Source organism: Marinospirillum alkaliphilum DSM 21637 (assembly GCF_900119735.1).
GTDB lineage: Bacteria > Pseudomonadota > Gammaproteobacteria > Pseudomonadales > Halomonadaceae > Marinospirillum > Marinospirillum alkaliphilum.
In genome coordinates this window covers 204,858-219,871 of the sequence record NZ_FPJW01000002.1, presented here as the reverse complement: position 1 = coordinate 219,871, position 15,014 = coordinate 204,858, and the positions used below count along the sequence as shown (strand labels likewise).

At 56.2% G+C, this 15,014-nt stretch carries 14 protein-coding genes; 12 read left to right on the top strand and 2 right to left on the bottom strand.

What is annotated here, in order from left to right:
* Positions 1–54 precede the first annotated feature (54 nt).
* The 12 genes from BT114_RS04275 (at position 55) to rpoS (ending at position 10,718) form a co-directional block, all read left to right on the top strand.
* Positions 55–1,704 carry a CTP synthase gene (locus tag BT114_RS04275; protein ID WP_072325102.1) on the top strand — a complete coding sequence of 550 codons (1,650 nt, stop codon included), beginning with the start codon at positions 55–57 and terminating at the stop codon, positions 1,702–1,704.
* Positions 1,701–2,552, top strand: coding sequence for a 3-deoxy-8-phosphooctulonate synthase (gene kdsA, locus BT114_RS04270; RefSeq protein ID WP_072325101.1), 852 nt, complete (start codon positions 1,701–1,703; stop codon positions 2,550–2,552). Before BT114_RS04275 ends, kdsA begins: the two co-directional genes overlap by 4 nt.
* A 55-nt stretch (positions 2,553–2,607) precedes the next feature.
* Positions 2,608–3,900, top strand: a complete 1,293-nt coding sequence (gene eno / locus BT114_RS04265) for a phosphopyruvate hydratase (protein ID WP_072325100.1) — start codon at positions 2,608–2,610, stop codon at positions 3,898–3,900.
* 188 nt (positions 3,901–4,088) lie between these two features.
* Positions 4,089–4,550, top strand: coding sequence for a hypothetical protein (locus BT114_RS04260; RefSeq protein WP_072325099.1), 462 nt, complete (start codon positions 4,089–4,091; stop codon positions 4,548–4,550).
* 95 nt (positions 4,551–4,645) lie between these two features.
* Entirely contained in the window at positions 4,646–4,984 is a 339-nt protein-coding gene (ftsB, locus tag BT114_RS04255) for a cell division protein FtsB (protein WP_072325098.1), read from the top strand.
* A complete protein-coding gene (gene ispD, locus BT114_RS04250; RefSeq protein ID WP_072325097.1) occupies positions 4,981–5,700 on the top strand; it encodes a 2-C-methyl-D-erythritol 4-phosphate cytidylyltransferase in 720 nt (239 codons plus the stop codon). The genes ftsB and ispD overlap by 4 nt, the downstream gene beginning before the upstream one ends.
* Before the next feature lie 12 nt (positions 5,701–5,712).
* The gene (gene ispF, locus BT114_RS04245) at positions 5,713–6,186 is read left to right on the top strand and encodes a 2-C-methyl-D-erythritol 2,4-cyclodiphosphate synthase (protein ID WP_072325096.1); all 474 of its coding nucleotides are present in this window, start codon (positions 5,713–5,715) and stop codon (positions 6,184–6,186) included.
* Positions 6,183–7,304 (top strand): tRNA pseudouridine(13) synthase TruD, encoded by a 1,122-nt coding sequence (gene truD / locus BT114_RS04240; protein WP_072325095.1) that lies wholly within the window; start codon positions 6,183–6,185, stop codon positions 7,302–7,304. The genes ispF and truD overlap by 4 nt, the downstream gene beginning before the upstream one ends.
* A 2-nt stretch (positions 7,305–7,306) precedes the next feature.
* Complete coding sequence (gene surE, locus BT114_RS04235) at positions 7,307–8,062, top strand: 5'/3'-nucleotidase SurE (RefSeq protein WP_072325094.1); 756 nt, start codon at positions 7,307–7,309, stop codon at positions 8,060–8,062.
* Entirely contained in the window at positions 8,041–8,715 is a 675-nt protein-coding gene (locus BT114_RS04230; RefSeq protein ID WP_072325093.1) for a protein-L-isoaspartate(D-aspartate) O-methyltransferase, read from the top strand. Before surE ends, BT114_RS04230 begins: the two co-directional genes overlap by 22 nt.
* A complete protein-coding gene (locus BT114_RS04225; protein ID WP_072325092.1) occupies positions 8,712–9,620 on the top strand; it encodes a DUF368 domain-containing protein in 909 nt (302 codons plus the stop codon). Before BT114_RS04230 ends, BT114_RS04225 begins: the two co-directional genes overlap by 4 nt.
* An 84-nt stretch (positions 9,621–9,704) precedes the next feature.
* On the top strand, positions 9,705–10,718 hold the full coding sequence (gene rpoS, locus BT114_RS04220; RefSeq protein ID WP_072325091.1) for an RNA polymerase sigma factor RpoS: 1,014 nt from the start codon (positions 9,705–9,707) through the stop codon (positions 10,716–10,718).
* Positions 10,719–10,781: 63 nt separating this feature from the next.
* Here the strand turns inward: rpoS and BT114_RS04215 are convergent, their stop codons facing one another.
* Positions 10,782–13,997, bottom strand: a complete 3,216-nt coding sequence (locus tag BT114_RS04215) for an efflux RND transporter permease subunit (RefSeq protein ID WP_072325090.1) — start codon at positions 13,995–13,997, stop codon at positions 10,782–10,784.
* The gene (locus BT114_RS04210; RefSeq protein WP_072325089.1) at positions 13,994–15,010 is read right to left on the bottom strand and encodes an efflux RND transporter periplasmic adaptor subunit; all 1,017 of its coding nucleotides are present in this window, start codon (positions 15,008–15,010) and stop codon (positions 13,994–13,996) included. Before BT114_RS04210 ends, BT114_RS04215 begins: the two co-directional genes overlap by 4 nt.
* Positions 15,011–15,014 lie beyond the last annotated feature (4 nt).

The following is a 15,014-nucleotide window of genomic DNA, read 5'->3' as shown; positions in this document are numbered from 1 at the left end:
TTTCTGTTCCGGCCCTGAAGGGGCGGAACCTGATCTATTTTTCGGACGGTTTTCATGACGCGTTACATTTTCGTGACTGGTGGTGTGGTTTCTTCCCTTGGAAAAGGCATCGCCTCCGCCTCCCTTGCGGCCATTCTGGAAGCGCGTGGCCTGAAGGTCACGATCATGAAGCTGGACCCCTACATCAACGTGGATCCCGGCACCATGAGCCCTTTCCAGCATGGTGAAGTGTTTGTCACTGAAGATGGCGCAGAAACCGACCTGGATCTGGGGCACTACGAGCGCTTCATTCGCTCGCGCATGACTCAGAAGAACAACTTCACCACCGGCCGGGTGTATGAGCATGTGCTGCGCAAAGAGCGCCGCGGTGACTACCTGGGTGGTACTGTACAAGTAGTGCCGCACATCACTGATGAAATCCAGCGTCGCGTAGTGGAAGGTGCAGAAGGGTATGACGTGGCACTGGTGGAAGTGGGTGGCACTGTGGGTGACATCGAGTCACTGCCTTTCCTGGAAGCCATTCGCCAGTTGCGCGTCAAAGTGGGCTCTCAACACGCCCTGTTCATGCACCTGACCCTGGTGCCCTACATCAAGACTGCCGGTGAAACCAAAACCAAACCGACCCAGCACTCGGTCAAGGAGCTGCGCTCGATTGGTATCCAGCCCGATATCCTGATCTGCCGTTCCGATGTTGAAATCGAAAGCAACGAGCGCCGTAAAATTGCGCTGTTCACCAATGTGGATGAAAACGCGGTGATCTCCCTGCCTGATGCCGATACCATCTATCGCATTCCCGGCATGTTGCACGAACAGGGGCTGGACGACATCGTGGTGAGCAAGTTTGGCCTGCAATGCCCACCCGCAGACCTGACAGAATGGGTGCAGGTGGTGGATGCCAAGCTCAATCCACAGAAAACCGTGAAAATTGCCATGGTCGGCAAGTACATGGAGCTGCTGGACGCTTACAAATCGCTGATTGAAGCCATCCAGCACGCCGGTATCAAAACCCGCACCAAGGTTGAAATTGATTACATCGACTCGGAAGAAATCGAGCGCAAAGGCACTGATCGTCTGGCCGATAAAGACGCCATCCTGATTCCCGGTGGTTTTGGTGAGCGCGGTGTGGAAGGCAAGATTCTCACGGCAAAATTTGCCCGTGAAAACAAGATTCCTTACCTGGGCATCTGCCTGGGCATGCAGGTGGCGGTGATTGAATTTGCCCGCAATGTAGCGGGTTGGACCGATGCCAACTCCACCGAATTCACACTGGACACCCAGCACCCGGTGGTTGGTCTGATCACTGAATGGCTGACGCCGGAAGGCAAGATTGAAACCCGTGACACCAACTCCGACCTGGGTGGCACCATGCGCCTGGGTGCTCAGGTCTGCCATCTGGAGCCGGGTACCAAAGCGCGTGAAACCTACGCGGCAGAAAACATTGTGGAGCGTCATCGTCACCGTTATGAAGTGAACAACCAGTTCATCGGTGAGCTGGAAAAAACCGGCCTGATCATCTCCGGTCGCAGCGCCGACAAGGCACTGGTGGAAATGATCGAGCTGCCGGATCATCCCTGGTATGTGGCCTGCCAGTTCCACCCGGAATTCACCTCCACACCTCGCGACGGTCACCCACTGTTCACCGGCTTTGTGAATGCGGCACTGGCACACAAGGCTGAGCGCAAACAGACCGGCAGTGCCTCATGAGCCAGCAGCAGATTCAGGTTGCCAACCTGACCCTGGCCAATGATCGCCCCTTTGTACTGCTGGGCGGCATGAATGTACTGGAATCCAGAGATCTGGCGCTGGCCATTGCCGAGCACTATGTCACGGTCACTCAAAAACTGGGCATTCCTTATGTGTTCAAGGCCAGCTTTGACAAGGCCAACCGCTCCTCAATCCACTCCTTTCGTGGCCCGGGTCTGGAAGAAGGTTTAAAAATCCTGCAGGACATCAAAAACACCTTTGATGTTCCTGTCATCAGTGACATCCATGAAATCGATCAGGCTGCTGCTGCAGCCGAGGTGCTGGACATCCTGCAGCTACCGGCTTTTCTGGCGCGCCAGACCGACCTGGTACGCGCCATGGCCGTCACCAACAAACCCATCAATGTCAAAAAGCCTCAGTTCATGTCACCGGCTCAGGTTGGCAACCTGGTCGAAAAGTTTGTTGAGTGCGGCAATGATCAGGTGATGCTCTGTGAGCGTGGCAGTTGTTTTGGTTATGACAACCTGGTGGTCGACATGCTGGGATTCGGCGTGATGAAAAAGGTCAGCGGCAATGCTCCGATCATTTTTGATGTCACCCACGCCCTGCAGATGCGTGATCCCACCGGTACAGCCAGTGGCGGCCGCCGCCAACAGGTGGCCGAACTGGGTCGCGCCGGGCTCAGTCAGGGCATTGCCGGGCTGTTTCTGGAAGCCCATCCCAATCCCGATCAGGCGCGTTGCGATGGTCCCTCCGCCCTGCCGCTGGATAAACTGGAACCCTTTTTACAACAGATGAAAGCAGTGGATGATCTGATCAAATCCCTGCCACCACTGATCATTGACTGACTTTCGATTCATAACGTTAACCTGACAGACAGACAAAAACTGGAGACTTCCATTCATGGCTAAAATCATCGACATCAAAGGGCGTGAAGTACTGGATTCACGCGGCAACCCCACCGTGATGGCAGATGTGCTGCTGGAAGGCGGCTTCAAGGGCTGCGCCTGCGCACCTTCCGGTGCCTCTACCGGTTCCCGTGAAGCGCTGGAACTGCGTGACGGTGACAAGGCTCGCTACCTGGGTAAAGGTGTCCTGAAAGCCGTTGCCAACGTTAATGGACCGATTCGTGAAGCCCTGCTGGGTCAGGATGCCACCAACCAGGCTGCCATCGACGGCATCATGCTGAAACTGGATGGCACCGACAACAAGGCCAAACTGGGTGCCAATGCCATTCTGGCTGTTTCGCTGGCTGCCGCCAAAGCAGCTGCTGCCGCCAAGGGTGTTGAGCTGTTTGAACACATTGCCGACATCAACGGCACCCCCGGTGTTTACTCCATGCCCGTACCGATGATGAACATCATCAATGGTGGTGAACATGCCGACAACAACGTCGACATTCAGGAATTCATGGTACAGCCGGTTTCCGCGCCCACCTTTGCTGAAGCCCTGCGGGCCGGTGCCGAGATTTTCCATGCCCTGAAAAAAGTGCTGCAGAACAAAGGCCTGAGCACCTCTGTGGGCGATGAAGGTGGTTTTGCTCCCAACCTGGCTTCCAATGCCGATGCCCTGGCCGTCATCAAACAGGCGGTGGCTGATGCGGGATACGAGCTGGGTAAAGACATCACCCTGGCACTGGACTGCGCCTCTTCCGAATTCTACAAAAACGGTCAGTATGATCTGGCTGGTGAAGGTCAGGTGTTCACTTCCGAAGGCTTCAGTGACTACCTGGCGAAACTCTGTGCCGACTACCCGATTGTGTCCATCGAAGACGGTCAGGATGAGTCTGACTGGGCGGGCTGGAAAACCCAGACTGAAAAACTGGGCAACAAGGTGCAGCTGGTGGGTGACGACCTGTTTGTCACCAACACCAGAATCCTGAAAGAAGGCATCGACAAAGGCATTGCCAACTCCATCCTGATCAAGTTCAACCAGATCGGCTCACTGACCGAAACCCTGGAAGCCATCAAAATGGCTAAAGATGCCGGTTACACAGCAGTCATCTCTCACCGCTCCGGCGAAACCGAAGATGCCACCATTGCCGACCTGGCAGTGGGCACTGCCGCCGGCCAGATCAAGACAGGCTCCCTGTGCCGCTCGGATCGCGTTTCCAAGTACAACCGCCTGCTGGTGATTGAAGAAATCCTTGGCAGCAAGGCACCCTACCCGGGCCGTAAAGCCATCAAGGGCCAGTAAAAGCCGTTGCCATCAAACTCAAAAGCCACCCTCGCGGTGGCTTTTTTGTGCGCCAGTTCACGCCTGTTCACATCTCAAGACATTTACCCAGCCACTACGACTAAAGTAAAATCGCTGTATTACTTGTGGGATTTTCAACTGCCTGCATCAGGACCAACCCGGTTTTTTAATCATTAAAAGGAACTACCATGAAAAAACTCCTGAGCGCTTTGTGCTTCGCTGTGGCTGTCCTGCTGCCTTTTCATGCTTCAGCGATGACACACACCATCGGCACGGATGTTGTACGTCTGATCGACAACAACATGGATGACGGCATGTTCAACCTCTTCTGGCAAGGCTCACTGAGCCGCAGCTCAGCCGTGCGCGCCTCCTATTCTTCCGGTGACAATCTCAACATTCTGGAAGTGACTTACAAGGGTTATATCGATCGCTACCATCAAGGTGTGTTTTATGAAGTAGGTGGTGCCTGGTGGGATGGACGCAATGATGATGATCTGGGCCTGATGGCTGCCATCGGCTATGAGCGCAGTCTGGCAAAACACGTGGTGGCAGGTGGCTCCGTACAAATGGTGGCCGGTATTGATGATGCCATTGGCATGGGTGAGTCGCCTTTCTTTTTGCCTTCACTCTACTTTGCCTTTGCTTTTTGATCCCTCCGCAGCCCCATCAACCATCACAGCATCAAGCCACCCTTCGGGGTGGTTTTTCTTTATAATCACTGCTTTTGCTGCCAACCGGTTTATGCATGTTCCGACTACTGACTTATACACTGTTGTTATTGCTGCTGATCACCCAGTATCGCCTCTGGTGGGGTGAGAACGGCCTGCTGGAATACCGCGAGATTGGCCGCCTGGTAGCGCATCAGGAGCAGGAAAACCAGCAACTGCGCAAACGCAATGAAAGGCTGAATGCTGAGGTACAGGATCTGAAAAGTGGTCTGGACGCGGTTGAGGAGCGTGCACGCTTTGATCTGGGCATGATTGGTAAACAGGAAACCTTTTTCTGGTTAATTGGCCAACCACCTGCCGAGTTTCGTTTGTTTGCAGATCAGGAAAAAAGCCTCGAGGAAACAGGCAAACCATGACTACTGCTGCCCTCTGGTGTGTGCTGCCTGCGGCAGGCATCGGCCAACGCATGGCTGCTGACCGTCCCAAACAATACCTACCACTACAAGGCCGCACCCTACTGGAAGTCACCTTGCAGCGCCTGCATCAAGCCTTTCCGGCCAGCCCTTTATATATTCCCCTGCACCCACAGGATCACTGGTGGCCTGCTGCTGCAGAACGCCTGCAACAACATTGCCCGAACCTGCAACTGGTGCCCGTACCCGGTGGGCAGGAAAGGGCTGATTCAGTGCTCAGTGCCCTACAGGCTCTGGAAGGTCTGGCTGCTGCCGATGACTGGGTACTGGTGCATGATGTGGCTCGACCATGTGTTACACCGACAGATTTACACAACCTCTGGTCACAATTGCATCACCATCCGGTTGGTGGCCTGCTGGCAGCACCGGTGGCAGACACCATGAAACGCAGTGATGCACAAAACCAGGTGTTAGGCACTGTGGATCGCCAGCAGCTCTGGCATGCCCTGACCCCTCAGATATTTCGTTATGGCCTGCTGAAGGCTGCCCTGCAGCAGGCATTACAACAGGGGCTGACCATCACTGATGAAGCCTCTGCCCTTGAAGCTGCCGGCTACCAGCCATTACTGGTGACAGGTCGGCGCGACAATATAAAAATCACCCACCCCGAAGACCTGCCCCTGGCTGAACTGTTGTTGCAAAGCCAGCAGCAGGGTTAAACGGAGCACCTCATGCGTATTGGACAAGGCTTTGATGTACACAAATTCGGTCCCGGTGACTTCATCACCCTGGGCGGCGTACAAATTCCCTTTAGCCAGGGGCTGGTCGCTCACTCGGATGGGGATGTACTGATCCATGCACTCTGTGACGCGCTGCTGGGCGCTTGCTGCCTGGGTGATATCGGCCATCATTTCCCGGACACCGACCCCGCCTTTGCCGGCGTGGACAGCCGCATCCTGCTGCGCCGGGTGATGGCCTCGGTGCAGGAACAAGGTTATCAACTGGTGAATGCCGACCTGACCCTGATTGCTCAGGCTCCGAAAATGGCACCCCACCTGCCTGCCATGCGCAACAAACTGGCAGCAGACCTCAATACCACCCTGGATCGCATCAATATCAAGGCCACTACCACTGAAAAGCTCGGTTTCACCGGTCGTGGTGAAGGCATTGCCGCCCAGGCAGTGGTACTGCTGGAGCGCACATGACCCTGCTGGAGCAACTGCAACAACCCCTTGCCAAGGCACTGCCTGTTTCATCCCTGCAGGGCAGTTACCGGCTGGCTGCCAGGGACTTTGTGGTGGAGGAAACCCTGGGATTTGAGCCAGAAGGTCAGGGTGAACACCTTTACCTGTGGATTGAAAAAACCGGTACCAACACGGTTTTTGTTGCTCAGGAGCTGGCCCGCAAGGCTGGTTTACACCCGGCAGCAGTCAGTTATTCCGGCCTCAAGGATCGCCATGCGGTGACCCGTCAGTGGTTTTGCCTGCATTTACCCGGCAAGGCCGATCCCGGTTCTGAGCAACTGCAAGGCGATGGCTGGCAGGTACTGCGCAGTGCTCGTCATCCACGCAAACTCAAACGTGGCACGCACCGCAGCAATCACTTCACACTGCGGCTTGAACTGGATGCATACAACACCAGTACCGCAGACTGGCTGCAAGAACGCTGGCAAAGCATCTGCACTCAGGGTGTGCCCAACTATTTTGGCCCGCAGCGCTTTGGTCTGCAGGGCAATAATCTGCAGCGTGGACTGGAGTGGCTGCTGGCCGATCCTCCTCAGAAACCACCCAGACGTCAGGATAAAAGCCTGTGGTTATCTGCTGTGCGCAGCGCCTTGTTCAACCGCTGGCTGAGCCAGTGCATTGAACAGGGGCAATGGCTCAATCCACTGCCTGGCAGTTGTTTTAACCTGCAGGGCACACGCAGCTACTTTGCTGGTGAGTCTGAAAGCCAGCAACAAGCCCAGCAACAAACCCTGCAACAGCGCCTGCAGCAGGGTGACCTGCATCCGGCTGGCCCCTTGGCTGGTCGTGGCAAGCTGCAAAGCTGTGGTGAGGCAGCACTGGCTGAAGCCGCTTTTCAAGAAAACTGGAAGCCGCTCTGGCAGGCACTGGAAGCTCAGGGCCTGCAACTGGAATACCGACCACTGCGCATGCTGCCCACTGAAACACAATTGCAGTGGCAAGCGCCTTGGTTAACACTGGACTTCACCCTGCCAAGTGGCTGTTTTGCCACCAGTCTGTTAAGGGAATTGCTGGAAGCCCGTGATGCCATGCAGGTGGATTATGCTAAAGTGTCCGGCATTTCAGCCCCGGAATCATGACCATGAAACTGCTTCTATCCAACGATGATGGCGTTCATGCCGCAGGCCTTGCCACCCTGGCTGCAGCCCTGGAAGACCTGGGTGAACTGCTGGTGGTGGCACCGGATCGCAATCGCAGTGGTGCCAGCAATTCCCTGTCACTGGATCGCCCGCTTTACCCACAACAGTTAAACAATGGCTTCTGGTCTGTGGATGGCACACCCACAGACTGCGTGCATCTGGCCGTCGGTGGTGTCTTTGGCAGTCTTCCTGATCTGGTGATTTCCGGCATCAATCACGGTGCCAACCTCGGGGATGATGTGCTTTATTCCGGCACCGTGGCAGCAGCCACCGAAGGACGTTTTCTGGGCCTTCCAGCCATTGCCGTTTCCCTGACCGGTGAAACCCATTTTGCCACTGCCGCTGAAGTGGTGCGCAAACTGGTACGCAGCTTCACCGAACAGGCATCAGGCCTGCAACTGCCACCACGCAGCCTGCTGAACGTGAATGTACCGGATGTGCCCCTGTTTGCCCTCAAGGGTTATCAGGTCACTCGCCTGGGGCATCGCCACAGGGGACCGGCCCCTTTGCAGATCACTGATCCACGCGGCAAAAGCCGTTACTGGATTGCCGCCGCCGGAGACGCTGCCGAATCCAGTCCCGGCACGGACTTTCATGCCATCAGTGAAGGCTATGTCTCCATCACGCCGCTGCAGTTTGACATGACCCGTCACGAAAGCCTTGATCAGGTGAGCCGATGGCTGAATTCCTGCAATTAAACCCGCAACTGAAGGGTATCGGTTTCACCTCCCAGCGCACCCGTAATCGCATGGTGGAGCGACTGATACAGCAAGGCATCACGGATGGCCGGGTTCTGGAAGCGCTGCGCCACCTGCCCCGCCATCTGTTCCTGGATGAAGCACTGGCTCACCGCGCCTATGAGGACACAGCCTTGCCGATTGGTCTGGGGCAAACCCTCAGCCAGCCTTATATCGTTGCACGCATGACCGAATTGCTGCTGGAAGTACAACCCCGGAAGGTACTGGAAATTGGTACCGGCTCAGGTTTTCAGTGTGCCCTGCTGGCCTGCCTGGTACCGGAAGTCTGGAGTGTGGAACGTCTTGACCCACTGTTGCAGAAAGCACGCCAACGTCTGAGAAACCTGCAACTGCACAATGCGCGGATCAAACATGCCGATGGCAACTTTGGACTGCCGGATCTGGCACCCTTTGACGCCATCCTGGTCACTGCTGCTCCCCGTGAACTGCCGGAAGGCTTGCTGGAACAACTGGCTGAGGGTGGACGGCTGATACTGCCGGTGGGTGATCGAGAGCAGATGTTAAGCCTGTTTGATAAAAAAGAGGGACGCATCCTGCGACAGGATATTGAACCGGTGCGTTTTGTGCCCCTGCTGCCCGGAGCAGAAAAATGAAGCTGTGGCAGATTTATCTGCGTGGCCTGTTTATGGGGGCCGCAGACGTGGTACCGGGTGTTTCCGGTGGAACCGTTGCCTTCATCACCGGCATTTATGAGCGACTGATCAACAGCCTGCGCAGTTTTGATCAACGCCTATGGGGCGTCTGGAAACAGCAGGGACTGCGAGGCATCTGGCAAGCCGTGGATGGCCTGTTCCTGCTGACCCTGCTGAGTGGCATCCTCAGCAGCATCCTGCTGCTGGCTCACCTGATCAGCTGGTTGCTGGTCACCTGGCCGCACCACCTGAACGGATTCTTTTTTGGATTGGTGGCCGGTTCTGCCATCATCATTTCGCGTCAGGTGCCTCACTGGTCTTTCAGTCGCATCCTGTTCATTGGCCTAGGCGCACTGGTTTCCAGCCTGTTAACCCTGCTTCTGCCTGCCATCGGCACCATCAGCACCACCACCTTTTTCCTGGCAGGTATGATTGCCATCTGCGCCATGATCCTGCCCGGTATTTCCGGCAGTTTTCTGTTGCTGGTGATGGGGCTTTATGCTCCGCTGGTGGAAGCCGTCAAAACCCTGCAGTCCACGCTGCTGCTGGCTTTTGCCATGGGGGCCGGGGTTGGTCTGCTGGCCTTTTCTCACCTGCTGGGCTGGCTGTTTGATCATTATCGCAGCGCCACCTTTGCCACCCTGTTCGGATTTGTGATCAGCTCACTACCCCACATCTGGCCCTGGCAACTGCTGACACGTTACCGCATCAGTGAAGATGGCAAAGTGCTTCCTTTGGACACACAAATGTTACTTCCCTGGCACTTTACCCAGATTACCGGGGAACCCTCTTTTTTTATTTCTGTCACATTACTGGCACTAATCGGCTGGATACTGGTACTGCTGCTGGCACCAAGAAATCATTAATTTTTTTTCAACCTTTTACGGCATATAAATTGCTTGTTTCATGATGTTCATGTTGCACCCTCCACCGTCACAAGGAGTCGGGTTATGGCCAGAAATGAACAACAACAAAAACACCACCCACTGCCAGATGAAGACCTGGCAGAACTGGAAGTCAGTGCCTTTGACGACGAGGACAATCCTGAGCTGATGGAAGCAGCAGAAGACCTTAATGAAGATGAGGCCTTTGAGCTGGCACTGGAAAATGAATCCCTGACCCCCAACACCTCGCTGGACGCTACCCAGCTGTACCTGAATGAAATTGGCATTTCACCCCTGCTGACACCGGAAGAAGAAGTCCACTTCGGTCGTCTGGCACGCAAGGGGGATGCTGCCGGTCGCAAGCGCATGATCGAAAGCAACCTGCGACTGGTGGTGAAAATTGCCCGGCGTTACAACAACCGTGGTTTGTCCCTGCTGGATCTGATTGAAGAAGGCAACCTGGGACTGATACGCGCAGTGGAAAAATTTGATCCCGAACGGGGTTTCCGCTTTTCAACCTATGCCACCTGGTGGATTCGCCAGACCATTGAACGGGCATTAATGAACCAGACGCGCACTGTTCGCCTGCCCATTCACGTGGTTAAAGAACTGAATACCTGCCTGCGCGCAGGGCGTGAACTGTCTCAACAACTGGACCACGAAGCCACCCCGGAAGAAATTGCCGTGCACCTCGACAAGCCGGTGGAAAGTGTCAAAAAATTGCTGGGACTGAATGAACGCAACACCTCCTTTGATTACCCGGCCAGCCAGAATGCCGACAAACCCCTGCTGGAAACCTTGGCCAGTGAAGAAGCCAGTGATCCCATCCATCAGGTGCAGGATGAAGACATCTGCACCAGTGTGGAGCTGTGGCTGGATGAGCTGAGTGAAAAACAACGCGAAGTGGTGGTGCGTCGTTTTGGTCTACGGGGCCACGAAGCCACCACCCTGGAAGAAGTCGGGCAGGAAATCGGCCTGACTCGCGAGCGGGTGCGCCAGATCCAGATGGAAGCCCTGAAACGCCTGAGAAAAATGCTCGACCGTGAAGGCATCGACCTGGAAGCGGTGATCAGCGAATAATTCTCAGACCTTTAACCCCTCATAAAAATGGCCGGGATCACCCGGCCATTTTTTCATCTTGTGTTAACCCGGCACACCCCGGTGACGATACAACGCATAATACAACAGCGGAATCACCACCAGCGTCAGCAGGGTGGAAACCAGCAGACCGAAGATCAATGCAATGGCCAGACCGTTGAAGATCGGATCATCAATGATGAAGAAACCACCGACCATGGCTGCCAAAGCCGTCAGGATGATCGGTTGGGCACGCACGGCACTGGCCTGAATCACTGCATCCTCCCAGTTGCTGCCTTCCGCCAGCTGCTGGTTGATGAAATCCACCAGCAGAATGGAGTTGCGCACGATAATGCCAGCCAGTGCAATCATGCCGATCATGCTGGTGGCGGTGAACTGTGCACCCAGCAAGGCATGCCCCGGCATGATGCCAATCAGCGTCAGCGGAATCGGGGCCATGATCACCAGCGGCACCAGATAAGACTTGAACTGTGCCACCACCAGCATGTAAATCAGGATCATACCCACGGCATAAGCAATGCCCATGTCACGGAAGGTTTCATAGGTGATCTGCCATTCACCATCCCATTTGATGGCGGCTGTGGCAGGCCAGTCCGGCTGACTGATGAAATACTGCTGAGGTGCATTCGGCTGGCCTGCCAGCGTAAACACCGCATCAAACATGCCATACAGCGGCGAATCCAGACGACCGGCCATGTCAGCAGTGACATAGGTCACCGGCAACAGATCCTTGTGATAAATGGCACCCTGCCAATCGGTGGGTGTGACCCTGGCAAACTCAGACAGACTGACCAGTTGCCCGCTGCGGCTGCGCACCGCAAGGGACAGCAAGCGGGATGCCTGAGCCTTGTCGCCTTCGGCCAGTTGCAGACGAATCGGTACCGGATACTTCATGCCTTCATCATGCAGGAAGCTCACTTCCACCTGGCCCAACGCCATCGAGAGTGCCTGCACCACCTGAGCCTGCGCCACACCCAGACGTGCCGCCCGGTCACGATCCACTTCGATCAGCCAGCGGCTGGCCGGTGCTTCCAGGGTGGTGTCCACATCAACAATACCCTCAGTTCCCTGCAGCAAAGCCTCAACCTGACGCGCCACCGCAGCACGCACCTCAGCATCCGGTCCGTAAATTTCAGCAACAATGGGAGCCAGTACCGGCGGGCCCGGTGGCACTTCCACAATTTTGACATTGGCACCAAATTCCGCACCAATACGCTGCAGTGGTTCACGCACCGACAAGGCAATCGGGTGTGACTCCCGCTTGCGATCACGACGATCCACCAGGTTCACCTGCAAGTCACCCATGTGGGGCTCGGCACGCAGGTAATACTGACGCACCAGACCATTGAAGTTGATCGGTGCAGCAGTACCGGCATAAGACTGCCAGTGCATCACTTCCGGCACTGTTTCCAGGTATTCACCCAGTGCCAGCAGCACCCGCTGGGTCTGCTCCACCGGTGTACCTTCCGGCATGTCAACAATCACCTGAAACTCAGACTTGTTATCAAACGGCAGCATTTTCATCACCACCGCCAGAGTTACGGGCAATAGCGCTGCGGCCAGGGTCAGACCCACCACCGAGCCACCCAGCATCCAGCGCCGCTTGCGGTTGTCACCCAGGAAAGGACGCATCAGTTTTTCAAACAGGCGCAGCATCTTGCCTGAGGCCTGCTCACCCTGCGCTTCACCGGCACCATGGCTGTCGTGGTGTTCATGCTTCATCAGCTTAACGGCCAACCAGGGGGTCACCACAAAAGCAATGATCAGCGAAATCAGCATACCGGCGGAGGCATTGATCGGGATCGGACTCATGTAAGGGCCCATCAGGCCGGATACAAAAGCCATGGGCAGCAGGGCTGCAATCACCGTGAAGGTTGCCAGAATGGTTGGGCCACCCACCTCATCCACTGCTTTTGGAATGGCTTCCACCAGGGATTTGGCACCCAGCTGCAGGTGCCGGTGGATATTCTCCACCACCACGATGGCATCATCGACCAGAATGCCGATGGAAAAAATCAATGCAAACAGGGATACCCGGTTCAGGGTGAAACCCCAGGCCCAGGAGAAAAACAAGGTCATGGCCAGGGTGATGATCACCGCAATGCCCACAATCAATGCCTGGCGCCAGCCCAGTGCAGCCAGCACCAGAATCACCACCGATCCGGTGGCAAACAGCAGTTTGGTGATCAGGGTATTGGACTTGTCGGCTGCGGTGTAACCGTAATCACGCGTCACCAGCACTTCAACACCTTCAGGAATCACCCGATCCTGCAGTAATTCCAGACGGTCACCGATGGCACGGGTGATGTCGATGGCATTCTGGCCGGGCTGTTTGGCAATCGCCAGCGTCACAGCCTGTGCAAGATGACCCGCCGAGCGCTCACCGGCAGGACCAAAACCAGTCATCACACCCGCCGATGGCACCTTGCCGCCACGTACCACTTCTGCCACATCTTCCAGAAATACCGGCGCACCGTCATGCATGCCAACCACCAGGCGCTGCACTTCTTCAACCTGAGTCAACAGGGTGCCGGCCTGCACCGGAATCGCCACACCATCCTGTACCACCCAGGCTTGTTGAGAGGTGGCATTGGCGGCCTGCAATGCCATCTGAAGGTCATTCAATTCCAGGCCATAACCCCGCAGACGCGCAGGGTCCAAGATCACCTGCAGTTCATCACGAACACCCCCGAGGGTATAGATGTCACGGGTTCCGGGAATGCGCTTAAGCTCTGTTTCCAGTGTATGTGCCACACGGGTCAGGTCTTCAGCAGTCACCAACGGATCATCACTGAACAGGGTCAGCGCCATGATTGGCACATCATCAATGCCCTTGGCCTTGATCAAGGGTGGCAGGGTGCCCAGATTTTGCGGCAGCCAGTCCTGGTTGGAGTAAATCTGGTTATAAAGGGTGACCAGGGCCTCCTGACGCGGTACACCCACGGCAAACTGCACCGTCACCATGCCCATGCCATGCCGGGACACAGAGTAGACGTGCTCCACACCGGCCATTTCACTCAGCACCTGCTGGGCAGGAATCACCACCAGCTGTTCAACTTCCACGGGGCTGGCACCGGGAAAACCGATGAACACATCGGCCATAGTGACATCAATCTGGGGTTCCTCTTCCTTGGGCGTCACCGTCACGGCAAACAGCCCCATCAGCAGACCGGCCAGTGCCAGCAACGGGGTCAGACGGGAGGTCTGAAAGGCCGCAGCAATACGGCCGGACAGACCCAGACGCGGTGATTCGCTCATCATTCAGCCTCCAGACGTGCCAAAGCGGCCGCTGGGTTCAACACCAACAGCTCGCCCTCTCCCAGACCGGACAACACCTCAATCTGCCCATTGGCACGACTGCCAACACGCACCTGACGCAGGCGTGGCTGGCCTTCAGCATTCAGCACATAAACGGCACGCAGTTCACCGCGCTGCACCAGTGCTGCAGACGGAATCCACAAGGCAGAGCGCTCAGCCACCGGCAGGCTGACTTTCACCAGCATGCCGGGGAACAGATCCCCTTCAGGATTTTTAAGGTTCATGCGCACCCGAAAGGTATGAGTGGCCGGATCAGCATAGGGATAAAAAGTCATGCCGTCCGTTTCCAGCACACGACCATCCATCAACATCACCTGAGCCTCACGCTGCTGCCGGGCTGAAGCCGCATAACGCTGCGGCAGGGCCACCACCACACGCAGCTCCTCCAGCGACAAGCCACTGATCAACGGCTGGCCGGGGTTCACTGAAGCGCCTTCCTCCACATGGCGAGCTGTCACGATGCCACCATAGGGTGCAATCACCCGGGTATAAGCCAGTTGCTGACGCGCTTCGGCCACCGCTGCCTGAGCACGACTCAGGCGCGCTTCCGCCGCATTCAACTGGTTACGGGCCTGATCCAGCTGGGCTCGCGGCGCCAGCTCACGCTGCACCAGTCCTTCCACACGACTGAAATTCTGGCGGGCATCATTCAGCCCGGCTTCTGCCTCACGCAAACCGGCTTCAGCCTGATTCAGGCGGGCACGCTGCTCGGTATCATTCAGCTCCACAATCACCTGACCCGGTGCCACCGCATCATCCACATCAAAGTGAATGCGACGCACCTGACCACTGGTCTGGGCCGATACCGTCGCCTGACGCACAGCCTCAATCACACCATCCAGCTGAATGCTTTCAGTCAGAGGTGCACGCTGCACCGGCTGGCTTTCCAGTGCCTGAGCCTGTAATGAAAAGCCTGACAGCATCACCACTGCCAGACCCAACCAGGATCTTTTCATCTTT

What these genes read in the sequence shown, in the direction of transcription:
- BT114_RS04225 (WP_072325092.1), top strand. Translation starts at nt 8,712, where the DNA reads ATGAAGCTGTGGCAGATTTATCTGCGTGGCCTGTTTATGGGGGCCGCA.
- truD (WP_072325095.1), top strand. Translation starts at nt 6,183, where the DNA reads ATGACCCTGCTGGAGCAACTGCAACAACCCCTTGCCAAGGCACTGCCT.
- surE (WP_072325094.1), top strand. Translation starts at nt 7,307, where the DNA reads ATGAAACTGCTTCTATCCAACGATGATGGCGTTCATGCCGCAGGCCTT.
- ispF (WP_072325096.1), top strand. Translation starts at nt 5,713, where the DNA reads ATGCGTATTGGACAAGGCTTTGATGTACACAAATTCGGTCCCGGTGAC.
- kdsA (WP_072325101.1), top strand. Translation starts at nt 1,701, where the DNA reads ATGAGCCAGCAGCAGATTCAGGTTGCCAACCTGACCCTGGCCAATGAT.
- BT114_RS04275 (WP_072325102.1), top strand. Translation starts at nt 55, where the DNA reads ATGACGCGTTACATTTTCGTGACTGGTGGTGTGGTTTCTTCCCTTGGA.
- BT114_RS04230 (WP_072325093.1), top strand. Translation starts at nt 8,041, where the DNA reads ATGGCTGAATTCCTGCAATTAAACCCGCAACTGAAGGGTATCGGTTTC.
- ispD (WP_072325097.1), top strand. Translation starts at nt 4,981, where the DNA reads ATGACTACTGCTGCCCTCTGGTGTGTGCTGCCTGCGGCAGGCATCGGC.
- BT114_RS04260 (WP_072325099.1), top strand. Translation starts at nt 4,089, where the DNA reads ATGAAAAAACTCCTGAGCGCTTTGTGCTTCGCTGTGGCTGTCCTGCTG.
- ftsB (WP_072325098.1), top strand. Translation starts at nt 4,646, where the DNA reads ATGTTCCGACTACTGACTTATACACTGTTGTTATTGCTGCTGATCACC.
- eno (WP_072325100.1), top strand. Translation starts at nt 2,608, where the DNA reads ATGGCTAAAATCATCGACATCAAAGGGCGTGAAGTACTGGATTCACGC.
- BT114_RS04215 (WP_072325090.1), bottom strand. Translation starts at nt 13,997, where the DNA reads ATGATGAGCGAATCACCGCGTCTGGGTCTGTCCGGCCGTATTGCTGCG.
- BT114_RS04210 (WP_072325089.1), bottom strand. Translation starts at nt 15,010, where the DNA reads ATGAAAAGATCCTGGTTGGGTCTGGCAGTGGTGATGCTGTCAGGCTTT.
- rpoS (WP_072325091.1), top strand. Translation starts at nt 9,705, where the DNA reads ATGGCCAGAAATGAACAACAACAAAAACACCACCCACTGCCAGATGAA.